At 74.4% G+C, this 24,027-nt stretch carries 19 protein-coding genes; 11 read left to right on the top strand and 8 right to left on the bottom strand.

Annotated elements, in window-relative coordinates; all coding sequences use genetic code 11:
• Positions 1-2: 2 nt before the first annotated feature.
• The 4 genes from ABD954_RS32500 (at position 3) to ABD954_RS32485 (ending at position 4,106) form a co-directional block, all read left to right on the top strand.
• Complete coding sequence (locus ABD954_RS32500; protein ID WP_345491513.1) at positions 3-1,013, top strand: carbohydrate ABC transporter permease; 1,011 nt, start codon at positions 3-5, stop codon at positions 1,011-1,013.
• Between the two features lie 4 nt (positions 1,014-1,017).
• Positions 1,018-1,872 (top strand): carbohydrate ABC transporter permease, encoded by an 855-nt coding sequence (locus ABD954_RS32495; protein WP_345491511.1) that lies wholly within the window; start codon positions 1,018-1,020, stop codon positions 1,870-1,872.
• Positions 1,873-1,933: 61 nt separating this feature from the next.
• Positions 1,934-3,379: a GH1 family beta-glucosidase gene (locus tag ABD954_RS32490; RefSeq protein WP_345491509.1), complete on the top strand. Its 1,446-nt coding sequence runs from the start codon at positions 1,934-1,936 to the stop codon at positions 3,377-3,379.
• A 76-nt stretch (positions 3,380-3,455) separates the two neighbouring features.
• Positions 3,456-4,106 carry a maltokinase N-terminal cap-like domain-containing protein gene (locus tag ABD954_RS32485; protein WP_345491507.1) on the top strand — a complete coding sequence of 217 codons (651 nt, stop codon included), beginning with the start codon at positions 3,456-3,458 and terminating at the stop codon, positions 4,104-4,106.
• A 167-nt stretch (positions 4,107-4,273) separates the two neighbouring features.
• Here the strand turns inward: ABD954_RS32485 and ABD954_RS32480 are convergent, their stop codons facing one another.
• Positions 4,274-5,191 (bottom strand): glutaminase, encoded by a 918-nt coding sequence (locus ABD954_RS32480; RefSeq protein WP_345491505.1) that lies wholly within the window; start codon positions 5,189-5,191, stop codon positions 4,274-4,276.
• 111 nt (positions 5,192-5,302) lie between these two features.
• On the opposite strand from ABD954_RS32480, the gene ABD954_RS32475 reads away from it, so the two are divergent.
• Positions 5,303-6,151 carry a VOC family protein gene (locus ABD954_RS32475; RefSeq protein WP_345491503.1) on the top strand — a complete coding sequence of 283 codons (849 nt, stop codon included), beginning with the start codon at positions 5,303-5,305 and terminating at the stop codon, positions 6,149-6,151.
• 55 nt (positions 6,152-6,206) lie between these two features.
• On the opposite strand, the gene ABD954_RS32470 is transcribed toward ABD954_RS32475, so the two are convergent.
• Positions 6,207-7,274, bottom strand: coding sequence for an enoyl-CoA hydratase/isomerase family protein (locus ABD954_RS32470; RefSeq protein ID WP_345491501.1), 1,068 nt, complete (start codon positions 7,272-7,274; stop codon positions 6,207-6,209).
• A 385-nt stretch (positions 7,275-7,659) separates the two neighbouring features.
• Here ABD954_RS32470 and ABD954_RS32465 point away from each other — a divergent pair, with 385 nt between their 5' ends.
• Positions 7,660-10,353: a SpoIIE family protein phosphatase gene (locus ABD954_RS32465; RefSeq protein ID WP_345491499.1), complete on the top strand. Its 2,694-nt coding sequence runs from the start codon at positions 7,660-7,662 to the stop codon at positions 10,351-10,353.
• Between the two features lie 67 nt (positions 10,354-10,420).
• Positions 10,421-10,996 carry a TetR/AcrR family transcriptional regulator gene (locus ABD954_RS32460; RefSeq protein ID WP_345491496.1) on the top strand — a complete coding sequence of 192 codons (576 nt, stop codon included), beginning with the start codon at positions 10,421-10,423 and terminating at the stop codon, positions 10,994-10,996.
• Positions 10,997-11,460: 464 nt separating this feature from the next.
• On the opposite strand, the gene ABD954_RS32455 is transcribed toward ABD954_RS32460, so the two are convergent.
• Positions 11,461-12,747: a phosphoribosyltransferase family protein gene (locus tag ABD954_RS32455; RefSeq protein WP_345491494.1), complete on the bottom strand. Its 1,287-nt coding sequence runs from the start codon at positions 12,745-12,747 to the stop codon at positions 11,461-11,463.
• Between the two features lie 452 nt (positions 12,748-13,199).
• On the opposite strand from ABD954_RS32455, the gene ABD954_RS32450 reads away from it, so the two are divergent.
• On the top strand, positions 13,200-14,498 hold the full coding sequence (locus ABD954_RS32450) for a serine hydrolase domain-containing protein (protein WP_345491492.1): 1,299 nt from the start codon (positions 13,200-13,202) through the stop codon (positions 14,496-14,498).
• Between the two features lie 12 nt (positions 14,499-14,510).
• On the opposite strand, the gene ABD954_RS32445 is transcribed toward ABD954_RS32450, so the two are convergent.
• From ABD954_RS32445 to ABD954_RS32435, 3 genes are all read right to left on the bottom strand, one after another.
• The gene (locus tag ABD954_RS32445; protein WP_345491490.1) at positions 14,511-15,137 is read right to left on the bottom strand and encodes a DUF6197 family protein; all 627 of its coding nucleotides are present in this window, start codon (positions 15,135-15,137) and stop codon (positions 14,511-14,513) included.
• 72 nt (positions 15,138-15,209) lie between these two features.
• A complete protein-coding gene (locus ABD954_RS32440; protein WP_345491488.1) occupies positions 15,210-16,700 on the bottom strand; it encodes an aspartate ammonia-lyase in 1,491 nt (496 codons plus the stop codon).
• Positions 16,701-16,830: 130 nt separating this feature from the next.
• Positions 16,831-17,871 carry an asparaginase gene (locus tag ABD954_RS32435; protein ID WP_345491486.1) on the bottom strand — a complete coding sequence of 347 codons (1,041 nt, stop codon included), beginning with the start codon at positions 17,869-17,871 and terminating at the stop codon, positions 16,831-16,833.
• Between the two features lie 111 nt (positions 17,872-17,982).
• Here ABD954_RS32435 and ABD954_RS32430 point away from each other — a divergent pair, with 111 nt between their 5' ends.
• On the top strand, positions 17,983-18,438 hold the full coding sequence (locus ABD954_RS32430; protein ID WP_345491484.1) for an Lrp/AsnC family transcriptional regulator: 456 nt from the start codon (positions 17,983-17,985) through the stop codon (positions 18,436-18,438).
• 39 nt (positions 18,439-18,477) lie between these two features.
• Here ABD954_RS32430 and ABD954_RS32425 read toward each other — a convergent pair whose 3' ends face one another.
• Positions 18,478-18,939: an RrF2 family transcriptional regulator gene (locus ABD954_RS32425; RefSeq protein ID WP_345491482.1), complete on the bottom strand. Its 462-nt coding sequence runs from the start codon at positions 18,937-18,939 to the stop codon at positions 18,478-18,480.
• Between the two features lie 235 nt (positions 18,940-19,174).
• Between ABD954_RS32425 and ABD954_RS32420 the strand changes: the two genes are divergently transcribed.
• The gene (locus tag ABD954_RS32420; protein WP_345492618.1) at positions 19,175-21,880 is read left to right on the top strand and encodes an FAD/NAD(P)-binding protein; all 2,706 of its coding nucleotides are present in this window, start codon (positions 19,175-19,177) and stop codon (positions 21,878-21,880) included.
• Between the two features lie 195 nt (positions 21,881-22,075).
• Positions 22,076-22,876: an endonuclease I family protein gene (locus ABD954_RS32415; protein WP_345491480.1), complete on the top strand. Its 801-nt coding sequence runs from the start codon at positions 22,076-22,078 to the stop codon at positions 22,874-22,876.
• A gap of 321 nt (positions 22,877-23,197) precedes the next feature.
• Here the strand turns inward: ABD954_RS32415 and ABD954_RS32410 are convergent, their stop codons facing one another.
• Entirely contained in the window at positions 23,198-23,869 is a 672-nt protein-coding gene (locus tag ABD954_RS32410) for a GntR family transcriptional regulator (protein WP_345491478.1), read from the bottom strand.
• Positions 23,870-24,027 lie beyond the last annotated feature (158 nt).

The raw sequence follows: 24,027 nt of genomic DNA, 5'->3' as shown, positions 1-24,027 counted from the left end.
CCGTGGCCACCTCCGTACGGGCGAGGAACGGCGGCCCCCCGTCGCCCGACGCACCGCCCTCCCGTTCCCCCCGCCCCGGCTCCGCCCGCTCCGGCGGACCGTCCGCCCGGCGCAGCAGGCTCTACCGGTGGGACCTGAAGGCGACGCCGTACGCCTTCGTCGCCCCCTTCTTCCTCACCTTCGCCGCCTTCGGCCTCTTCCCCCTCCTCTACACCGGCTGGCTCTCGCTCAACCGGGTGGAGCTCGGCGGCGAACCGGAGTGGAAGGGCCTCGCGAACTACACCGACCTCGCCGACAGCGAGTTCTTCTGGAACGCGCTCCTCAACACCTTCACCATCGGCGTCATCTCGACCGTCCCGCAGCTGCTCATGGCCCTGGGCCTGGCCCATCTGCTCAACTACAAGCTGCGCGGGCGGGGGTTCTTCCGGGTCGCGGTCCTCGCCCCCTACGCCACCTCCATCGCGGCGGCGACCCTGGTCTTCGCGCAGCTGTTCAACACCGACTACGGGCTGATCAACTCGGCCCTGGGCGTGGTCGGTTTCGACCCGGTCGACTGGGAGTCCTCCACCTGGCCGGCGCAGATCGCGATCTCGGTGATCGTGACCTGGCGGTGGACCGGCTACAACGCGCTGATCTACCTGGCCGCGATGCAGGCCGTGCCGAACGACCTGTACGAGGCGGCGGCGCTCGACGGCGCCTCGCGCTGGCGCCAGTTCCTGAGCGTCACGATCCCCTCCATCCGTCCCACCATCCTGTTCACGGTCATCGTCTCCACCATCGGCGCCACCCAGCTGTTCGGCGAGCCGATGCTCTACGGCGGCAGCGTGGGCATCTCCGGCGGCAGCGGCAACCAGTTCCAGACGCTCAGCCTGCTCATGTACGAGAAGGGCTGGGTCACCGGCGCGCTCGGCCAGGCATCCGCCATCGCCTGGGTGATGCTGCTGCTCCTGCTCCTGATCGGCGGGATCCAGGCGCTCGTCGCCCGCACCGACCGCAAGAAGCTGGGGGGCTGAACCCGTGCGCACCCGATTCCGGCAGAAGGCCGGCCGGCAGCACCACGCCGGACCCCTCACCTACGTCCTGCTCGGCCTCGCCGCGCTGGCCTCGCTCTTCCCGCTCTACTGGAACCTCGTCGCCGCCTCGCACACCGGCGAGCGGGTGGTCACGGCCCCGGCGCCGCTGCTGCCCGGACCCCGGCTGTTCGACAACCTCACCTTCGCCTGGAACCAGGTCGACATGGGCGAGGCCCTGGTCAACACCACGGTCGTGGCCTCGCTCGTGGCGCTGTCCACGGTCCTCTTCTCCACCCTGGCCGGCTTCGCCTTCGCCAGACTGCCGTTCAAGGGCCGCAACGTCCTGCTCACCCTGGTGGTGGCGACGATGACGATCCCGCCGCAGCTGAGCGTCATCCCGCTGTACCGGATCATCACCGACCTCGGCTGGGTCGACCAGCTCCAGTCGGTGGTCCTGCCCTCGCTGGTCGCGGCGTTCGGCGTGTTCTTCATGCGCCAGTTCCTCATCGAGGCGCTGCCCGTCGAGCTGGTGGAGGCGGCCCGGATGGACGGGGCGCACTCGCTGCGGATCGTCTGGCACGTGGTCTTCCCGGTCGCCCGGCCCGCGATGGCGGTCCTCGGCATGCTGGTCTTCGTCCAGGCGTGGAACGACTTCTTCTGGCCGTTCATCGCGCTCACCCCCGACGGCAATCCCACCCTCCAGGTGGCGCTGGCCGGCCTCGGCGCCGGCAACCACAGCGTCGACCAGGCGGTGGTGCTCACCGGGGCGCTGATCTCCACCGTGCCGCTGCTGCTGGTGTTCGCCGTGCTCGGCAAGCACATCGTCGGCGGGATCACCGCGGGCGCCGTCAAGAGCTGACGGCCCGGCCCGCCTCTCCTTCGTACCGCATCCGTCTCTCTTGCGTTGGGAGCCCTCTCCTATGACCGCGTCCGACACCCGGCCGCTCACCGCCGTCCGCCGTTTCCCCTCCGACTTCCTGTGGGGCGCGGCCACCGCCGCGTACCAGATCGAGGGCGCCGCGGCCGAGGACGGCCGGACGCCGTCCATCTGGGACACGTTCTCGCACACCCCGGGGAAGGTCTTCCAGGGGCACACGGGCGATGTCGCCGTCGACCACTACCACCGCTTCCGCGAGGACGTCCGGCTGATGTCCGAACTGGGCCTGAACGCCTACCGGTTCTCGGTGTCCTGGTCGCGGGTGCAGCCGACCGGCCGGGGGCCGGCCGTGCAGAAGGGCCTGGACTTCTACCGGCGGCTCGTCGACGAGCTGCTCGCCGCCGGGATCGAGCCGGCGCTGACCCTCTACCACTGGGACCTGCCGCAGGAACTTGAGGACGCGGGCGGCTGGCCGGAGCGGTCCACGGCCGAGCGGTTCGCCGCGTACGCGGCCCTGGTCGCCGACGCCCTGGGCGACCGCGTCACCCGCTGGACGACGCTCAACGAGCCGTGGTGCAGCGCTTTCCTGGGCTACGGCTCCGGGGTGCACGCGCCGGGCCGCACCGACCCGGTGGCGGCGCTGCGGGCCGCCCACCACCTGAACCTGGGGCACGGGCTCGCGGTGCGGGCGCTGCGCGCGGCGCTGCCGGCCGGGGCGAAGCTGGCGGTGTCGCTCAACCTGCACGAGGTGCGCCCGCTGACGCCGTCGCCGGCGGACGTGGAGGCGGCCCGCCGAATCGACACGGTCGGCAACGAGATCTGGCTCGGCCCGATGCTGGAGGGCGGCTATCCGCGCGAGCTTTTCGCCGACACAGCGCACCTGACCGACTGGGGCTTCGTGCGGGACGGTGACGAGGCGACGGTGGGACAGCCGCTGGACTGGCTGGGCATCAACTACTACACGCCCACGGTCGTCTCGCACGTCGCCGAGGGCGAGGAGAAGCCCCAGGACGACGGCCACGGCAACAGCGAGTTCTCGCCCTGGCCGGGCGCCGACGACGTCGCCTTCCACCAGGCGGACGGGGAGCGGACGGCGATGGGCTGGCCGGTGGACCCCTCGGGCCTGAAGGACCTGCTGACCCGGATCTCGGTCCGTCACCCCGGGCTGCCGCTGGTGGTCAGCGAGAACGGCGCGGCGTACGAGGACGTGGTCGCCCCGGACGGGTCGGTGCACGACCCGCAGCGCGCCGCCTATGTGCACGCGCACCTGGAGGCGCTGCACCGGGCGGTCGAGGAGGGGGCCGTGGTGCACGGCTACTTCCTGTGGTCGCTGCTGGACAACTTCGAGTGGGCGTACGGCTACGCGAAGCGGTTCGGTGCCGTGCACGTCGACTACGAGACGCTGCGGCGCACCCCGAAGTCCAGTGCCCGCTGGTACGCGCGGGTGGCGCGTTCGGGCGAGCTGCACGCGCCGGGGGCGGACGGCTGAGCAAGATCGTGGGGCGGTACGGTTTCGGGGCGGTCCGCCGACCGGGACCGTACCGTCACGGAGGGATGTACCCGAGATGTCTGTGATCCACCGGACCACCATGACGCCGACGAAGCTGGAGCTCCTTCAGGACTGGCTCCCCACCCGCCCCTGGTACCCGGCGACGGGCGGCACCCCCGTCCTGGAGAAGGCGGGCGGCTTCCGGCTCGACGACCCCGAGGGCGAGGTCGGCATCGAGTTCATGGTGGTGCGCGACGCGTCGGCCGCCGACCGGCACGGATACCTGGTGCCGCTGACGTACCGGGGCGCGCCGCTGGAGGGCGCGGAGCAGTCCCTCGTCGGCACCTCCGAGCACGGGGTCCTCGGCACGCGGTACGTGTACGACGGGACGCACGACCCGGTGCTGCTCGCCGAGCTGCGGGCGCTGCTGCGGGGCCGCGCGGAGCCGCAGGCGCAGAGCGAGTCCGACACGCCCGACCCGAAGGTGACCGCCACCGTCGAAGGGGACGAGGGGTGGGCGCCGGTGTCCGACGCGTCGGTGACCGACGGCCCGGACGGCACGGTGATCCGGTTCGGGAGCGGGGCTCCGGAGCTGCGGGTGGTCCGGGTGCTCGGGACCGGCGAGGAGCCGGCGGCGGGGGCGCGCGGCGCGGTGACGGCGTGGTGGCTCCCGGCGGAGGGCGAGGAGCGGACGGAGGCGTTCGTGGTCGTCCGCGACGCGCCCTGACGGACGGTGGGCCGGGCCGGTGGTCCCGGCCCGGTGGCGGCCGCCCGGCCCGGTCGCGTATGCCGACCCGGTCGCGTACGCAGGGCGGTCGGGCCGGAGGGCTGGAGGGCTGGAGGGCCGGTCGCGCGGTGGCGCGGTCGGGCCGGGGGCCGGCGGCCGGGCGGTCGTCAGAAGACCGAGAGGCCCGTGATGGTGGTGAACCGGTCGAGGGCGGCGACGCCGGCGACCGAGTTGCCGCGCTCGTCCAGGCCGGGGCTCCACACGCACAGCGTGCAGCGGCCCGGGACCACGGCGATGATGCCGCCGCCGACCCCGCTCTTGCCGGGCAGCCCGACCCGGTAGGCGAAGTCGCCGGCGGCGTCGTACGTGCCGCAGGTCAGCATCACGGCGTTGACCTGCTTGGCCTGGCTGCGGCTCAGCAGCCGCGAGCCGTCGGCGCGGATGCCGTGCCGGGCGAGGAAGCCGGTGGCGAGGGCCAGGTCGGCGCAGGACGCCTCGATGGAGCACTGGCGGAAGTACTCGCGCAGCAGGGTCGGCACCGGGTTGGCGATGTTGTCGTAGCTCGCCATGAAGTGGGCGAGCGCGGCGTTGCGGTCGCCGTGGGCGGTCTCGGAGGCGGCGACGTCCCGGTCGAAGTCGAGGTCCTGGTTGCCGCTCTCGGCCCGCAGGAAGTCCAGCAGGACGCCGGAGGCGTCGCCGGTCATCCGGTGCAGCTGGTCGGTGACGACGAGCGCGCCCGCGTTGATGAACGGGTTGCGCGGGATGCCGTTCTCGTACTCCAGCTGGACCAGGGAGTTGAACGGGTTGCCGGAGGGCTCGCGGCCGACGTGCTCCCACAGCGCCTCGCCCTTGCGGGCCAGGGCGAGGGCGAGCGTGAAGACCTTGGTGACGGACTGGGTGGAGAAGGGGTGCTGCCAGTCGCCCACGCCGTACACGGTCCCGTCCAGCTCGGCCACGGCCATCCCGAAACGGGTGGGATCGGCGGAGGCCAGCGCCGGGATGTAGTCGGCGGACCGGCCGCGCGCGGTGAGGCCGGCGATCTCCTCGGCGATGCGTTCGAGGACGGGTTCGAAGGTCAACAGCATGGAACCATCTTGCGCTGGCCGTGGGCCGACCGTGCGGGCACCCCCTGAGTGGCGTCGGCAGGGCGTCGGGGCGAGGGTGGCTGGAGGAGACGTCCGGGATGCGGGGATGCGATGTACGGAACAGAGCAGATGTACGAGAGCGGGAGTGAGGTGAGCCGGGTGCCGCTGACCGCGGATGAGCCGGGCGCGCCCTGCTGGCTGAGTCTGGCGGTGCGTGACCTCGGCGCGGCGGAGGAGTTCTACGGGGCCGTGCTCGGCTGGACCTTCCGGCACGGTCCGCTGGGGCACGGCTTCTCGGTGGGCGAACTGGACGGGGTGCCGGTGGGCGGCATCGGCGAGGTGGCCGTCCGGATGGCCATGCCGGTCGCCTGGACGCCGTACTTCGCCGTGGCCGACGCGGACGAGGCGGTGGCCCGCATCCGCGAGCGCAGCGGCACGGTCGGCGTGGGTCCGGTGGCGTTCCCGCCGCGCGGCCGGGCGGCGCTGGCCACCGATCCCGAGGGCGCGGCGTTCGGCGTGTGGGAGGGCCGGGTGTCCTCCCGCTGGCGGCTCGGCGAGCACCACGCGCCCGCGTGGCTGGAACTGCACACGCGCAACGCCTTCGACGCGGCCGTCTTCTACGGGGGCGTCCTGGACTGGCTGAACGGTGGTGTGGAGCGGTTCGAGGTGGCCTACGAGGACGACCAGGTCGTGCTGTACAGCCAGGGCGAGGCGATCGCCCGGCTGAACAGCGGTCCGGTGGAGGCGGCCTCCCCTCAGCCTCAGCTGCGCCCGCGCTGGCTGGTCCACTTCCGGGTCCCGGACCTGGAGCGCGCGACCGCCGCGGTGCTCGCGCACGGCGGTTCGCTGGTCCCCGAGGCGGACCACGGCTGGCCGGTCGCGGCGGGCCGGCGTGCGTCGGTGCGCGATCCGCAGGGCGGGCTCTTCACGTTGGACGAGGCGGCGGACGAGCGGGCCTGAGGGGCCGTGCCGGCGGGTCGGTGACCGGGTGCGTGTCCGCCTCCTGTCCGCTCCCTCAGTGCTCCGGCGCCGTGAGGCCCAGTTCTCCGGTGGGCTGCGGGGCGAACCAGCGCTCCGTGGCCCGCTCCGTCACGCCGTCGAGGGTCGGCGGCGACCAGCGCGGGGCGCGGTCCTTGTCGACGACCTGGGCGCGGATGCCCTCGACCAGGTCCGGCGAGGAGAGGGCCGCGCAGGAGAGCCGGAATTCCATGTTCAGGGTCGCTTCGAGGGAGTCCAGGGCCCGGGCGCGGCGCAGCGCGGCCAGGGTGGCCTTCAGGGCCGTGGGCGAGCGGGTGAGCAGGTGGGTCGCCGTCTCCTTGGCCTCGGGGACGCCCGAGTCGGTGAGGCGCCCGATGATCTCCTCCACGGTGCCGGCGGCGTAGCAGGTGTCGATCCAGGACCGCCGGGCGGCCAGCTCGCCGGGCGGCGCGGGGCGGGCGTGGCGGGCGACCGCCTCGGCCGCGGGCAGCCGGGTGAGGTCGTCGGCGAGCGCCGGCAGGGCCGCGGAGGGCACGTAGTGGTCGGCGAGACCGGTGAGGAGGGCGTCGGCGGCGCCCGCCTGCGCGCCGGTGAGGGCGAGGTGGGTGCCGAGTTCGCCGGGGGCGTGGCTCAGCAGCCGGGTGCCGCCGACGTCGGGGACGAAGCCGATGCCGGTCTCGGGCATGGCGATCCGGGAGCGTTCGGTGACGATCCGGACGGAGCCGTGGCCGGAGACGCCGACGCCGCCGCCCATGACGATCCCGTCCATGAACGCCACGTACGGCTTGGGCCAGCGGGCGATCCGGGCGTTGAGCCGGTACTCGTCGCGCCAGAAGGCCACGGACGCGGTGCCGCCGGCGCGGGCGTCGTCGTGGATGGCCCGGATGTCGCCGCCCGCGCACAGGCCGCGCTCGCCCGCGCCGCGCAGGACCACGGTCGTCACCGCCGGGTCGTGCTCCCACCGCGTCAGGGCGTCGTCGATCCGGCGCACCATGGCGTGGGTGAGGGCGTTGATGGCGCGGGGCCGGTTCAGGGTGAGGAAGCCGGCGCGGCCCTCGGTGTGGACGAGGACCTCGGGCTCGTGGGGGCGGGCGGGTGCCGACATGTGCGTCCTTCTCCGATTCCGGGGCGCCTGCGCTTCCGGCGCCGTTCCGGGATGCCGAAACGATCTTCCGTCCACCGTAGCCGCCCGGGCGGTGCCCGCACAGGGCTTCAGGACCTCCGTCGGACGGGCGGGCGTCACCCGGACGGAGGGTCGCCGTCACGCGGGCTCCGTCCGCCTCGACCTCGCGGTCTGACGGCGCCTGCTCCCCGCCCCGTCGCTCTCCGTGGCGGTCCCCCGTTTTCCCTGTCGGTCGCACCGGGGGCAGCATGGAAGGAAGCCCCGGCGAGCAGGGCGGGAAGGAGCGCAGCGTGACGCCAGGCGCGGAGCGGCCCGCCCGTGGATCCGGGGGGGGCGGGCCAGCGGGTTGCGGAGCGTCGCGGGCCAGGTGTTCGCCCTGCAGGCGGTCATCGCGCTGCTGATCGTGGCCGCGGCGGCGCTCGCCCTCGTCCTGCAGGGCCGCTACGACAGCGAACGCAACGCCCGCAACCGCTCGCTGGCCGTCGCGGAGGCATTCGCCCACGCGCCCGGCCTGGTGGAGGCGCTGCGCTCCGACGACCCGACCGCGGTGCTCCAGCCCCGCGCGGAGGCGGCCCGGGTCGGCTCCGGGGTCGACTTCATCGCCGTGCTCGCCCCCAACGGCGCGCGCTACACCGACTCCGACCCGTCCCTCATCGGGCAGCGCGCCCACGGCGACATCGCGCGGGCCGCGGCCGGCGAGTCGTTCACCGAGATCTACCACGGCGCGCCGACCGACGCGGTGCGGGCGGTCGTCCCGGTCCGCGACGAGAACGGGACGGTCGTCGGCATGGTCAGCAGCGGCATCGAGGTCGAGACCGTCGGCAATGCCGTCGAGGGCCGGCTGCCGCTGCTGCTCGGCGCCGCGGCGGGCGGCCTGGCCCTCGCCGTGGGCGGCGCCGGCCTGGTGAGCCACCGGCTGCGGAGACAGACCCACGGCCTCGGCCCGGCGGAGATGACCCGCCTCAAGGAGCATCACGAGGCGGTCCTGCACTCGGTGAAGGAGGGCGTCGTCATCGTCGGCGGCGACGGGCTGCTGCTCCTCGCCAACGACGAGGCGCGCCGCCTGCTGAAGCTGCCGCCGGACGCCGAGCGCCGCCACGTCCGGGAGCTGGGTCTGGAGCCGCGGACGGCCGCGCTGCTGCTGTCCGGACGCCCCGCGACGGACGAGGTGCACCTCGCCGGTGACCGGCTGCTCGCCGTGAACGTGCGCCCCACCGGGGACCGTGCGGGCGGCTGCGTCATGACCTTGCGCGACACGACCGAGCTGTCCGCGCTGACCGGCCGGGCCGAGGTGGCGCGCGGCCGGCTGCGGCTGCTGTACGAGGCGGGCACGCGGATCGGGACGACGCTGGACGTGGTGCGCACGGCGGAGGAGCTGTCGGAGGTGGCGGTGCCGCGGTTCGCCGACTTCGTGACGGTGGAGCTCCTGGACCCGGTGATGCGCGGCGAGGAGCCCTCCGGCGTGCACACGGAGATGCGGCGCACGGCGCTGAGCGGGGTGCGCCCGGAGACGCCGCTGCAACCGGTGGGCGACCTGATCCGCTTCGTGGTGCCGACCACGCCCATGGCCTCGGCCCTCGACGAGGGGCGGGCCGTGCTCCAGGCCGACCTGGCCTCCGCGCAGGGCTGGCGGGCCCAGGACCCGGAGGGCGCGGCGCAGGCGCTGGCCTACGGTCTGCACTCGCTGCTCACCGTGCCGCTGCTGGCCCGCGGGGTGGTGCTCGGGATGGCCAACTTCTGGCGCGGCCGCGACACCCCCGAGCCCTTCGGGGAGGAGGACCTGTCGTTCGCCGAGGAGCTGGCGGCGCGGGCGGCGCTGGCGATCGACAACGCGCGGCGGTTCACGCGCGAGCACTCGATGGCGGTGGCGCTGCAGCGCAGCCTGCTGCCGCGGGTGCTGCCGGAGCAGAACGCGATGCGGGTCGCCTACCGGTACCTGCCCGCGAAGGCGGGGGTGGGCGGCGACTGGTTCGACGTCATCCCGCTGCCGGGGGCGCGCGTGGCGCTCGTCGTCGGGGACGTGGTGGGGCACGGGCTGCACGCGGCGGCCACGATGGGGCGGCTGCGCACGGCGGTGGCGAACTTCTCCACGCTCGATCTGCCGCCGGAGGAGCTCCTGACCCATCTGGACGAGCTGATCGACCGGATCGGCGAGGAGAACGAGCCGGGGAGGGAGGACGACGGGAGCGACGCGGACGGCGACGGCGGCGCGGAGGGCACCGCGGGAGCGACCTGTCTGTACGCGATCTACGATCCGACCACCGGTGTGTGCACGATGGCGAGCGCGGGCCATCCGGGGCCCGCGCTGGTGCGGCCCGACGGGAGCGTGGAGTTCCCCGCGCTGCCGCCCGGACTGCCGCTCGGTCTCGGCCTCGGCGACCGGCCGTTCGCGTCCGCGCGGCTGAAGCTGGAGCCGGACAGCACCCTGGTGCTCTTCACCGACGGCCTCCTGGAGGACCGTCACCGGGACTTCGACACCGGTCTCGGTCTGCTCCGCAGGACGCTGGCGCGGCCCGACCGGACGCCGGAGCAGATCTGCGCGGACGTGCTCGCCGCGCTGCTGTTCCCGGTGCCGTCCGACGACATCGCGCTGCTGGTGGCGAGCGCCCGCCGGATCCCGCAGGACCGGATCGCGGAGTGGGAGGTGCCGTCGGATCCGTCCGCCGTGGCACCGGTGCGCAACGCGGCGGCGGCGCGGCTCGCCGAATGGGGCCTGGAGGACGTCGGATTCACGGCGGAGCTGGTCCTGAGCGAGCTGATCACCAACGCGATCCGGTACGGTCGGCCGCCGGTCAGGGTCCGGCTGGTGTACGACCGGGTGCTGATCTGCGAGGTGTCCGACGGCAGCAGCACGTCGCCGCATCTGCGGCACGCGACGGACACCGACGAGGGCGGCCGGGGGCTGTTCCTGGTGGCCCAGTTCGCGCAGCGCTGGGGCACCCGGTACGCGCGCCGGGGCAAGACGATCTGGGCCGAGCTGCCCGTCTCCCAGGACGGGCCGGGCGCGGGCCCGGCGGTGCCGCTGCTCGATCCGGACGCCCTGGAGGACCTCGCCTGGTGAGTGCGGTGCACTCCGCTCGTAGTACTCTCCCCGGAGTAGTCGTGCCGGCTGACGGGAGTGGTGGACGGTGGCGCGCAGGAACCCGGAGCGCAGGGCGGCGCTGGTCGACGCCGCGATCGAGGTGCTGGCCCGGGAGGGTGCCCGGGGTCTGACCTTCCGGGCCGTGGACACCGAGGCGGGTGTGCCGCCCGGCACCGCCTCCAACTACTTCGCCAACCGGGACGACCTGCTGACCCAGGCGGGCGCCCGCGTCTACGAGCGGCTGCAGCCCGACGAGGAGACGCTGGCCGCGCACCGGACGGCGAGCGCGGACCGCGAGACGTACACGCGCCTGATGCGGGACCTCGTCGGCCGGGTCAGCTCCTTCCGCACCGGCTACCTGGCCCTGCTGGAACTGCGCCTGGAGGCCACCCGGCGCCCGGAGCTGCGCGCCGTCCTGACCGAGCGGGTGCGCGCGGACGTCGAGCAGAACGTGACGTACCACGAGTCGACCCGTCTGCCCGGTGACGCGACGGCGGTCAAGCTGCTGATGCTGACCCTCAACTGGCTGATCGTGGAGCAGCTGACGCTGCCGGAGGTCTTCTCGGAGGAGGAGCGGGACGCCCTGATCGGCGCTGCGGTCGACCGCATCGTCTTCGCCTGAGCCCGGATCGGACACCGAGGCCGACCGGACTCCTGAGCCCGGGTCGGAAACCTGAGCCCGACCGGACACCCGAGCCCGGTCGGACGCCTGGGCCCGGGTCGGACACCCAGGCCGACCGGACGCCCGAGCCCGGGTCGGACACCGAGGCCGACCTGACGCCTGAGCCTGGGTCGGACACCCAGGCCGACCGGGCACCGGAGGCCGACCGGACACCCGAGGCCGACCGGACACCTGAGCCTGGGTCGGACACCGAGGCCGACCGGACGCCCGAGCCCGGGTCGGACTACCGAGGCCGACCGGGCACCCGAGGCCGACCGGACACCTGAGCCCGGCCGGAAACCCGGCCCCTCGGCCGGAGCCCGACCCTTCGCCCGCGCCGGCCTCTTCACCGCGAGCCCGGCCCTTCGCCCGCGCCGGACCCCTTCACCCCGAGCCCGGCCCTTCGCCGTGCCCGGTCCGCGCGCTCACAGCCGTGCGGCGAACCAGTCGGCGGCGAGTTCGCCCACCCGTTCCAGGGCGCCCGGCTCCTCGAAGAGGTGTCCGGCGCCGGGGACGGTGACCAGCCGGTGCTCGCAGCGCAGCCGCCGTTCCGCCCGGCGGTTGAGGTCGAGGACGAGCGGGTCGGCGCCGCCGACGACGAGCAGGGTCGGCGCGGTGACCTCAGGAAGGCGCGCGTCGGCCAGGTCGGGCCGGCCGCCGCGGGAGACGACGGCGGCGACGGTGCTGCCGGGTTCGGCGGCGGCCCACAGCGCCGCGGCCGCGCCCGTACTGGCCCCGAAGTAGCCGGTCGGCAGGCCGCCGGCGCCGGGGCGGGCGGCGAGCCAGTCGGTGGCCCGGCGCAGGCGCGCGGCGAGCAGCGGGGTGTCGAAGACACGGGTCCGGTCGGCGGCCTCGTCGTCGGCGAGCAGGTCGAAGAGGAGCGTGCCGAGCCCGGCGCGGTGCAGGGCTGCGGCGACCGCGAGGTTGCGGGGGCTGTGCCGGCTGCTGCCGCTGCCGTGCGCGAAGAGGACGACGCCGGTCGCGTCAGCGGGGACAGTGAGCCGTCCGCCCGCCTCCGTGGCGCCGAGCGGGATGCGGACCTCGGTGTCCTCGCCGCCGCTGCCTCCCGCGGCGCTTCCGCCTCGCCGCCGTTCGAGCCGGGCCACGACCTCCTCGTCCGGGGTCTGCGAGAAGTCCTGGTAGAACTGGCCGATGGCGTAGAAGGTGACGGGTTCGCGCACGCAGTACGTCTCGTCGGCGAAGCCCGCGACCCGGGCGGTCCAGCCGCGGGGCGCGACCGGCACGGCGAGCGCGATCCGGGCGGCGCCCCGGGCCCGTACCACCTCGCAGGCGGCGAGCGCGGTGGCGCCGGTGGCGAAGCCGTCGTCGACCACGACGACGGTGCGGCCGGTGAGGTCGACCGGTGCGCGGGCGCCCCGGTAGCGGCGGGCCCGTTCCTCGAGCACGGCCCGTTCACGGCGCTCGGTCTCGGCGAGGTCGCGGCCGGACACGCCGGTCCGGGCGATCACCTCGTCGTTGAGGACGCGCACGCCGTCCTCGCCGATCGCTCCCATGGCGAGCTCGGGCTGGGACGGCACGCCCAGCTTCCGTACCAGACAGATGTCCAGGGGCGCGCCGAGCGCGTCGGCGACCTCGGCCGCCACGGGCACTCCCCCGCGCGGCAGCCCGAGGACGGCCGCGTCCCGGTCCCTGAGGCCGAAGAGGCGCTCGGCGAGCTGTCTGCCGGCGTCGGTGCGGTCGGTGAAGTACATGGGTGCGCCTTCCTGGCCCGTGTCCGCCGGACCGCCGCGGACGGGGTCACCCCCGGCTGCGGCACGGCCACGTCGTCGCGGACGTCGCGGGCGTAGCGGACGTACCGCTCGGGCGGGGCCGGGTCGAGGGGACGGGGAAGGATCCGGTCGGTTCCCCGGCCGGGCATGACGTCGCCGCGGAGGAACGGTCCGGTCGGACCGTCGCCGCCCATACACCCAGGCTAGCCCTCCGGGCGTCATGCGTACCGATGATCATGATCGTCCCGGGGAGGGACGCGGCGCGCGGTGCGGAGCGGTGAGGATGGCGGTCCGTGCGCCGGCCGCGCGCGGACGACCGACGAGACGACCGACCAAGGGGGAACCACCTCATGCACTCCACGCGCTCCCCGCGCCCCGAGCACTCCTCTCGCTCCTCTCGCTTAAGGGGCCCGCGCCCGGCCCGGACGACGGCCGTGGTCTCGGCCGCCCTGCTCGCCCTGTCCGTGGGCGTGCTCCCGGCCCAGGCCGCCGACGCCACGGGAGCGGCGCCGATGAGCGCGGTCGCGGAGCGGCACCGGCCCGCGCTGGACCGTGCGGCGCTGCGCGACACGCTCGACGCCTTCCACGCCGCCGGCATGTACGGGGCGTTCGCGGCGGTCCGGGACGGCTCGGCGCGGTGGCGGGGCGCCACGGGCCTCGCCGATCCGGCCGCCGGGCGCCCCATGGCACCGGACTTCGAGCACCGGGTCGGCAGCATCACCAAGACCTTCACGGCCGTGGCGGTGCTCCAGCAGGTGGAACGCGGCCGGATCGACCTGGACGCGCCCGTCGGCCGCTACCTCCCGGACCTCGTCACCGGCGAGCGCGGCGAGAAGGTGACGGTCCGGATGCTGCTCAACCACACGAGCGGCATCGCCGACTACATCCTGCCCGCCTTCCCCGGACTGCTCCAGGACCCGGGCCGGACGCTCGACGAGAACCGGCTCCGGCGCCTCGCTCCGGAGGAGCTGGCCCGGCTCGGTCTGGCCGCCCCGCCGGTGAAGGAGCGCGGGAAGCACTCCTACTCCAACACCAACTACATCCTCGCGGGGCTCATCCTGGAGCGGGTGACGGGCCAGGACCCCGAGGCGTACATCACCCGTCACGTCATACGCCGGGCGGGCCTGCGCCACACCTACTTCCCCGCCTCCCCCTCGATCAAGGGGCCGCACGCGGGGATGTACGAGTCGTTCTTCGGTCTGATCGACCCGCCGCGCGACTACAGCACGTACGACATGTCGTGGGGCGGCACGGCCGGCGCCCTGGTGTCGACGACGGACGACCTCAACACCTTCTACCGCAAGCTCCTGGGCGGCAGGCTGCTCGGGCCGGCCGCGCTGCGCGCGATGAAGACGACGGTCCCGGCGCACGAGACGGAGCCCGGCGAGGAGCCCGCGATGCGCTACGGGCTCGGCCTGTACACGCTGAAGATGCCGAGCGGCGGCTGGTACTGGGGCCATGACGGCGCGGTGTTCGGCGCGGGCACGTGGTCGCTCGCCACGGAGGACGGCCGCCGTCAGGTGACCGTGGCGTGGAACCTGATGAAGTACCAGCGCTTCGACGAGCAGGGCCGTCCGCTGCCCGATCCGGTCACACCGGCGCTGTACGCGTTCGTCGACGGCGCCCTGAGCGGCGGCGCCTCCGCGCCCGCCGAGGGCCTGCGCTCCGCCGTCCCGCCGGTCACGGCCGGCCTGCCGCCGCTGGTCGACCGTCTGCCGGGCGTCCGGCCGTAGGGTCCCGGCCTCCTAGCGACCGGCCCGGGCCGCGCGGCGGATCGTGGCGTCCACCAGGGCGAGCGCGTCCGCCGCGGTACGGCCCGGGGCCCGGTTCCAGGGGCCGATGAGCTCGGTCCAGCCGCGGGAGCGGAGCTCTTCGAGCATCCAGGCCCCGGCCTCGTTCATGGTGGCGGCGCTGCCGTAGCCGAGCCGGTGGGCGGCGAGCATCGCCCCGCAGACGCAGCGCGCGCCGCGCCGGTCGCGGAGCTTGTACGGGGTGTTCTGCCACCCCCAGGTGGTCAGGACCCGCCGGGCGTGGGCGAGGTGGACCGACGGACTCACGTCGGGGCTGCCGATGCGGCGCCAGGCGTGCAGCCGGTCGGGCAGGATCGCGCCGAGGCGTCCGGGCAGCGGCCGTTCGACGGGCTCGGGCGCGGGCCGGGCGTCGAGGGCGGCGAGGGCGTCGGCGACGAGCCGGTCCACCGGGACGGACAGCAGCCGCCGCCAGTCGGCCGCCTCCTCCCGAACGGGCGGGGCCTCGGCCCAGCGGGCCACGATCTCCTGCCAGGCCGCGGTGTCGAGCAGGGCGGCGGCTTCGCGGTCGAGCTCGTCCGGGGTGGTGGGCGTGGCGGCGGGGATGACGGCGGGGTTCGGCATGCGGGCGACTCCACGACTGATTCATACCTCTATCGGTAGAAATGTCGGCTTCGTCGCCCGCTGCCTTGAGCCTCAGGTCCTCAGCACTCCGCCCGCCGTGCCCGTGAGGTGCTCCGGCGTGAGCAGTTCGGCGAGCCGCTCGGGCGGGAGCAGGCCCTTCTCCAGGGTGAGCTCGGCGACCGAGCGGCCCGTGGCCAGGGCCTCCTGGGCGATGGCGGTCGCGGCCGTGTAGCCGAGGTACGGGTTGAGCGCGGTGGCCAGCCCGATGGAGTTCTCGACGCTTCGGCGCAGGGACTCGGTGTTGGCGGTGATGCCGGTGACACAGCGTTCGGCGAGGGTGAGGCAGGCCGCCCTGAGCGAGGTCAGGCTCTTCGACAGGGCGTGGAAGATGACCGGCTCGAAGGCGTTGAGCTGGAGCTGGCCGCCTTCCGCCGCCATCGTGATGGTCATGTCGTTGCCGATCACCTCGAAGGCGACCTGGTTGACGACCTCGGGGATGACCGGGTTGACCTTGCCGGGCATGATGCTCGAACCGGCCTGGACGGGCGGCAGGTTGATCTCGCCGAATCCCGCGCGCGGGCCGGAGGAGAGCAGCCGCAGGTCGTTGCAGGTCTTGGAGAGCTTCACGGCGATCCGCTTGAGGACGCCGGAGAGCTGCACGAAGGCGCCGCAGTCCTGGGTGGCCTCGACCAGGTTGGCGGAGGTCACCAGGGGCAGTCCGGTGATGCCGGCGAGGTGACGGCGGGCGGTCTCGGCGTAGCCGGGGGCGGCGTTGAGACCGGTGCCGATGGCGGTGGCGCCGAGGTTGATCTCGTGGATCAGCTCGATCGCCTCGGCCAGCCGCCCGCGGTCCTCCTCCAGCATCACGGCGTACGTGGAGAACTCCTGGCCCAGCGTCATGGGCACGGCGTCCTGGAGCTGGGTGCGGCCCATCTTGACGACGGTGCCGAACTCGACGGCCTTCTCGGCGAAGGCGTCCTGGAGGACGGCCATCGCGCGCAGCAGGTCGCGGGCGGCGCCGATGGCGGCGATGCGGATGGCGGTCGGGTAGACGTCATTGGTGGACTGGCCGAGGTTGACGTCCTCGTTGGGGTGCAGCAGGTGGTACTCGCCCTTGGCGTGGCCGAGGAGTTCCAGGGCCCGGTTGGCGACGACCTCGTTGGCGTTCATGTTGGTGGAGGTGCCGGCGCCGCCCTGGACGACGTCGACGACGAACTCGCCGTGCAGCGCGCCGCCCCGGATCTCCCGGCAGGCGGCGACGATGGCCGCCGTCTTGCCGGCGGGCAGCAGGCCGAGCTCCTCGTTGGCGAGGGCGGCGGCCTCCTTGACGGCGGCGAGCGCGTCGATCAGCTGCGGGTAGACGGAGATCGGGGTACCGGTGATGGCGAAGTTCTCGGTGGCGCGCAGGGTGTGGATGCCCCAATACGCGTGAGCGGGGACGTCCCGGTCGCCGAGCAGGTCGTGCTCGCGCCGGACGGCGCCCCGGCCGGCGGTGGCATCCGGCTCGACGTCCGGCTCGGGGGCGGCGGGCTCGGGGGCGGTGTGCTGTGGAGCGGGGATCACGGTGACGGTGCCTTACGCGGGGGGAGGAGGACGGCGGAAGGGATGCGGCCCGGAGCGCGGCCGCGAGGGGCCCCGGCGGGCGCACGGTCCGGGGCCCGGCCGCGAGGGGCCCCGGCGGCTCGCGAACGGCTCAGTGCGCGACGGCGAAGGCGGACTCGGCGCGGACCGGGCCTTCGAGGAGGGTGCGGAGCAGGGTGGTGCGGCGCTCGGGCGAGGGCACCTCGGCGAGGAGCGCGGTGAGCAGGGCTATCCGGGCCTGGCCGGGGCGCAGGGTCCCGGCGAGGACCGCGCCGGCGGCGGCCAGGTCGACGGCGCCGCCGCCCGTGTAGACCTCGGCGACGGGACCCGAGGCGACGCGGGTGGACAGGACGACGTGGACGCCCTGGTCGACGGCGCGGGCGACGGCCCCGGCGATCTCCGGGGTGGCGTTGCCGGCACCGGTGCCGACGAGGACGATGCCGCGGGCCCCGGCGGCGACGGCCGCCTCGAAGAGGACCGGGTCGGCGTCGGAGTGGTGCGTGACGATGTCGACGCGGGGCAGCGGCCGGCCCTCTGCGGGCAGCGGCAGCGGCGCGGGGCGCTCGGGCTCGCGCTCGATGTCGACCTGGCCGAAGCCGAGGCGGCCGACGCGCTCGCCGGAGGGGTCGGCGAACGGGTCGGAGGCGAGAGTCTTGGTCTTGACGGTGCCGCGGGCGGCGTGGACGAGACCGTCGAAGACGACGAGGACGCCGAGGCCGTGGACGGTGGCGGCGACCTGGAGCGCGTCGTAGAGGTTGCCGGGGCCGTCGCCGTCGCCCGTGCCGAAGGGGCGCTGGGCGCCGGTGAGGACGACCGGCCGGGGGTCGGCGTGGTGCAGGTCCAGGAAGAAGGCCGACTCCTCCAGGGTGTCGGTGCCGTGGGTGACGACGATGCCGTCGACGCCGGGGTCGGCGAGCGTCTCGTGGACGGTGCGCAGCAGCAGCAGCTGGCGTTCGGTGGTCATCCGGGAGCTGTTGACGTTGAAGAGGTCGATGACCTCCACGTCGACGTTGTCGGGGACCGCGGCCGTGGCCACGACGTCGTCACCCGAGGCGTCGGCGGCGTATCCGCTGCCGGTCCAGCGGCTGGCGATGGTGCCGCCGGTGCTGATGACCACGATGCGGCGCGGCCGGGCGTCGCGCGTCCACTTCATGAGCGTGCTGTCCTTCCCTGGAGGTGTGCGCGGCAACGATAGGCCAACCGTCACGCAATGCGATTGCGAAATGACCCTGGAATCATGAACTCCGTGGTGGATAATTGCGCCATGGACCGAATCGATCTCCATATCTTGCGCGAGCTCCAGCAGGACGGCCGGTTGAGCAACCAGGAGCTGGCCCAGCGGGTCGGCCTCAGCCCCTCCCCCTGCATGCGGCGGGTCCGGCAGCTGGAGCAGGACGGGGTGATCCAGGGCTATCGCGCGGTCATCGACCCGGAGGCGGTCGGGCGGGGCTTCGAGGTGCTGGTCTCGGTGGAGGTGAAGCGCGACCGCGAGACGGTGGAGGCGTTCGAGGAGGCGCTCCAGGACATCCCGGACGTGATCGAGGCGTACCGGCTCTTCGGCAGCCCCGGCTGCCTGCTGCGCATCGCGGTCGCCGACCTCGCGGCGTACGAGCGGCTGTGGATCGAGCGGCTGACGACCCTCGCCGGGGTCACGGAGGTCAATTCGCAGATCATCATGAAGCGGGTCAAGGAGCCCCGCGGACTTCCGGTCGAACGCTGACGCACCCGGCCGGCCGGGCACGCCACCGGCCGGCCCGTGCTACGGATAGGTCCGTACGTCGTCCCGGTAGGCGCGGGCGCGCTCCCGCACCAGATCGGGCAGCTCGCCGCCCGCCAGGTCCGCGAGGGTCGTCGACTCCAGGACCTGGCGCAGGCTGGTGCGCACCGCGCGCCACACGTCCGGCAGCGGGGCCGCCGCGCCCTGGTATTCGAGGCTCGTGAGTTTCAGGTCCCGCACGCTGACGAGCGGTCCGTCCATCGCCCGGATGACGTCGGCGAGGGTGATCGCGTCCGGCGCGCGGGTGAGCGAGTAGCCGCCTTCCGGGCCGCGGACGCTGGCCACCAGGCGGGCCTGGCGCAGTTCGCTGAGCACGACGAAGAGGAAGCGGACCGGGATGTCCTGGCGTCCGGCGATGTCCTCGGCCTTCAGCGGCCGTTCCGGGGAGCGGGCCAGCTCCGCCATGGCCCGGATGGCGTAGTCCGTTCGCGCAGAGATCCTCACCGGCTCAATGTCTCACGAGGGACGCTCCTCCGGCGCGCCTCCGCCGCTCATGAGCCGTCAGAGTCCCCGCTGCGGCGCGCTCTTGGCCAAAACCCGCGTTGCCCGTTCATTTTGTTCATCGACATAGTGAACAACGCTCGTGCCGTGCCCGTGCCGTAGCCGCTCCGACCCGGAGGTGCCCGTGGTGTCCGCCGCAGCCCCGCAGTCCGCCCCGTCCGCCTCCGCCCGACCGACCGTGGCCGTGGTCGGCGCGGGAGCGGCGGGCGCCCTCGTCGCCGTCCAGGTCTGCGAGACGGCGACCCGCCGGCGTACGCCGCTCGACCTGGTCCTCGTCGACCCGGCGCCCGAGGCGGGCCGCGGCACCGCGTACGCCACCGAGGTCCCCGAGCACCGGCTCAACGTGCCGGTCGGCGGGATGAGCTGCTATCCGGACGACCCCGGGCACTTCCGACGCTGGCTCTGCGCGCACGGCGAACCCACCGTCCGGGACGCGGACTTCGCCTCCCGCCACCGCTACGGCTCCTATCTCGCCGACACGCTGGGGCGTGCCATCATCGCGGCGCACGGCACGGTGTCCGTACGGCGGCTGCGGACCCGCGCGACGGGCCTCTCCGACGCGCCCGGAGGGCGGCTGGAGCTCCGCCTCGGGGACGGCGGCACGGTGACGGCGGACGGCGTGGTGCTCGCCACCGGGCCCGCGGCGGGCCGGGCCGACTGGGCCCCGGACGGGCTCACCGGCTCCGACCGGTTCGTCGCCCGCCCCTGGGCGCCCGGAGCGCTCGCCGGCGTGGGCCCCTTCGACGACGTCCTGCTCGTGGGCACCGGTCTGACCGCCGTCGACCTCGCCCTGGTGCTGGACCGGCCCGGCCGGACCGTGCACGCCGTCTCCCGCACCGGGCTGCTGCCGCAGGCGCACGCGCTGGCCCCGCTGCCCGCCGTACCGCCGCCCCCGGACCTGGCGGTGCTGCCGTTCCCGGCGCTGCGCCGGGCGGTGCTGCGGTACGTCGCCGGGACCCGCCGCGCGCACGGCGACTGGCGGCCCGCGTTCGACGGGCTGCGTCCGTGGATCGGGCAGCTCTGGCAGGGCCTCGCCGATGACGAACGGGCGGAGTTCCTGGGTCGGGACGCCACGCCGTGGAACGTCCACCGGCACCGGATGGCCCCCGCCACGGCCGAGGCGGTCGCCCGGGCGCGGGCGGCGCGCAGGCTGCGGGTGCACGCGGGCCGGGTCACCGGCGCGGTGCCGGACGGGGACGGCGGCCTCGCCGTCGCGCTGTCCGGGGGGCGCGAGCTGCGGGTGGCGTGGGTGGTGGACTGCACGGGCCCCGGGCTGCGGGCCGATGCCGACGGCGATCCGCTGTGGAGCGGTCTGCTCACCGGAGGGCTGGCCGTGCCCGGACCGCTGGGCATCGGCGTGGCCACCGACGCGGGGCGGTTGCGGGACGCGCGGGGCGGCACGGGCCGGCCGCTGTTCACCCTGGGCGCGCCGCGCCGGGGCGAGTTGTGGGAGACGACGGCGATCCCGGAGATCCGCGGCCAGGCCAAGGAGGTCGCCGAGGCCCTCCTGGCTCCCCTCGGCCGCAGCACGCGGCGGCCGGCACGGCGGCGGCCCACCGACCAGTTCGGCCTGCCGCTGTCCACGCACGCGGCCGCGGCGGCGGCCTTCCGCTCCGGGCTCGGCCGGGTGATCACCGTACGGGCGAAGGCGGCCGAGGCGTTCGCCCGGGCCACGGAGCTCGATCCCGGTTTCGCGCTCGGGCACGCCGCGCTGGCCCTGCTGGGGCACGAGGGCGGGGCGGACGTCGACGTCGCCCGGGCGCTCGCGGACGCCCGGCGCAGTGTGCGCGAGCGCGGGGACGAACGGGAGCGGTCGTTCGTCGATGTCGTCACGCGCCGCATCCGGGACCACGAGACGACGCCCGGGGCGGGCTGCTCCTCAAACGGCCCTTCGGGCGTCTCGGACGGGGACACGGCGCTGATCGCCCATCTGGAGCGTTTCCCGGGGGACGCGTTCGCGCTGGGGATCGCCGTTCCCACGATCGCCTTCGCCGGGGTGGGCGACCTCGACGGCACGCTGGCCCTGCGCCTGGTGGAGCGCACCGCGTCCGTCTACGACGGCCACTGGTTCCACACCTCGCTCCTGGCCTTCGTCCGCCAGGAGCAGGGCCGGATCGACGAGGCGGGCGAGCTCGCGCGTGCCGCGCTCGCCGAGGAGCCCGCTTCCGGCCACGCGGTGCACGCGCTGGCCCACGTGCACTACGAGTCCGGGGCGCACCGCGTGGGCCGGGAGTGGCTGGACGGCTGGATCGGCGGGCACGGGCGGGGCGCCGTGCACCGGGCGCACTTCTCCTGGCACGTGGCGCTGCACGAGCTGGCACTCGACGACGCCGAGGCCGTGCGCCGCCGCTGGTTCGCCCAGCTCGCCCCGGGCCAGGTGGGCGGGGTGCGGGCGCTCGTCGACTCCGGTTCCCTGCTGTGGCGGGCCCGGATGTGCCGGAACTGGAGCGGGCGGGTGCCCGTCGACGGCGTCCTCGACGCGGTCGAGCGCGACCTGGTCGAGCGCCCGTCGACCGCCTTCACCGCGCTCCACAGCGCCCTCGCCCTCACCGCCGCGGGCGACCTGGCGGCCCTGCGCCGGCTGCGCGGCCACGCGGCCGGGGCGGATGTGGTGCAGCGGGAGGTCGTCGTACCGCTGTGTGCTGCCCTGGAGGCGGTCCTGGAGGAGGAGTGGGCGACGGCGGCGGAGCGGCTGAACGCGCTGCTGCCCTCGCTGCGCCGGGTGGGCGGCAGCGCGGCCCAGCGGGAGGTCGTCGAGGAGACGCTGCTGTACGCGCTGGTCGAGGCGGGCCAGGGCGACCGGGCGCGGCGTCTCCTGGAGGAGCGTCTCGACCGCCGTGACTCGCCCCTCGACCTGCGGCGCCTTGCCGGGCTCGGTGCCTGACCCGGGGCCGTCCCGGTGCCCGGCACGGGGTTGTGCCGTATGTCAGAACGTCACGGAAAAGCCTTCTGACCGTTACACGACAAGCCACCCGCTCGTGCCACTCTCCCGGTGACACCGATTCAACACGCGTAGAACACCGTCCGCTTGAGCCCGGGCGGTGTTCCCGCGCGTGCCGTCCCCGGGAAAGGGCCCCCCATGTCCGTTGTGCAGAGGAGCAAGTGGAGGACCTGGGCGGCGATGTCCGCCGTCCTCGTCGGCCTCACCCTTCCTACGGTCACCGCGACTCCCGCCGGCGCCACGACCGACGCCTACGACAGCACGTACTACCGCAACGCCATCGGCAAGACCGGTTCGAGCCTCAAGTCCTCGCTGCACACCATCATCAGCAGCCAGAACAAGATCTCGTACGACGCGGTCTGGAACGCGCTGAAGGTCACCGACCAGGACCCCAACAACACGAGCAACGTGCTGCTGCTCTACAGCGGCTCCTCGCGCAGCAAGAGCCTCAGCGGCGGCGACGTCGGCGACTGGAACCGCGAGCACGTGTGGGCCCAGTCCCACGGCAGCTTCGGCACCTCCGCCGGCCCCGGCACCGACCTGCACCACCTGCGCGCCTGCGACGTCCAGGTCAACAGCACCCGGGGCAACAAGGACTGGGACAACGGCGGCAGCGCGGTCGGCGGGGCGCCGGGCAGCTACACCGACAGCAACTCCTTCGAGCCGCGCGACGCCGACAAGGGCGACGTGGCCCGCATGATCCTCTACATGGCCGTGCGCTACGAGGGCGACGACTCCTGGCCCGACCTGGAGACCAACGAGTCCAGCACCAACGGCAGCGTCCCCTTCCACGGCCGCCTCGCGATACTCAAGCAGTGGCACCAGCAGGACCCGCCGAGCGCCTTCGAGGAGCGGCGCAACGAGGTCATCTACAACAGCTACCAGCGCAACCGCAATCCGTTCATCGACCATCCGGAGTGGGTCGAGGCGATCTGGTAGCCCCGCCGTGAGCCGCGGGCCGGTCTCCCCCGGTCAGCCGGGGTGGCCCGGCCCGCGGCCCGCATACGGAGGGGGAGGCACGACGTGGGCGCGGAGGCCACGAGCGGCGGGGGTCACCGCACCCGGAGGCGGTGCGGGAGCGGCACGGGCAGCCGCGCCGCCGGACCGCGGCCGCCGGGATCACCGCCCACGACACCCTGTGGCGGGCGCCATCCCGGCGCACGGCGACCGGCGCCCGGCCCGGGACGCGCGCTGCCGCCCCGTCGCCGCCGGCCCCGAGCCCCGCCGATCCGGTCCCGCCCCCGGTCGGCCGCCCTCCCCTCAGCCTCCGAAGAGCAGCCGCAGCGCCACCTCGCGGTAGTACCGCACGTGGTGCAGGGCGAGTTCGGCGGCGGCGTCCGCGGCGCCCGCGCCGATCGCCTCGTACAGCAGGCGGTGTTCGTCCCAGAGCGGCTCCGGATCGTCCACCTGCTGGAACAGCCAGCGGAGCCGGCCCTCCAGGGACTCGAGGGAGGTGACGAGGAGCTCGTTGCGGGACATCCGGACGATCTGGGCGTGGAAGGCGGCGTTGGCGCGGGAGAGCCGTTCGGGACCGCCGGCGCCGGTGGCGGCGCGGGCCTCGTCGAGCAGCCGGGCCAGAGTGGACAGTTCGGCGGGCGTGCGCCGTTCGGCGGCGCGGCGGACGGCGAGGACCTCCAGGGCCTCGCGCATGTCGAAGAGGTTCTCCACGTCCTGCCGGGACATCTCGCGGACGACGATCCGGCGCTGGGAGACGGCCTGCAGGAAGCCCTCGCCGATGAGGATGCGGATCGCCTCGCGCACCGGGACCCGCGAGACGCCGAAGTCCTCGGCCACGTCCCGTTCGACCAGCCGGTCACCGGGCCTGAGGCGCCCGGTGATGATGCGGTCGCGCAGCCCCTCGCAGACCCGGTCGCGGAGCCAGCCTCCCGCGCGGGCGGGCGCGAGGGGGCCGGCCTCCCGTGTCCCGGTCATCTGTCCTCCCGGTGATCGGTCACCTCACGGTAAGCCACCGCGGCGGCCGCTCCCCGTCCCGGGAGGTGCGACCCCCGTCACGTCCGCCCCGCTCTCCGCTCCCCCGCCCCGACCCGTGCTCAGGAGGCGAGCACCCGCCCGGTTTTGGATTGCCGGAC

The sequence above is a fragment of the Streptomyces roseoviridis genome (assembly GCF_039535235.1).
Taxonomy (GTDB): domain Bacteria; phylum Actinomycetota; class Actinomycetes; order Streptomycetales; family Streptomycetaceae; genus Streptomyces; species Streptomyces roseoviridis.
This window is presented reverse-complemented; position numbering and strand designations above follow the sequence as displayed.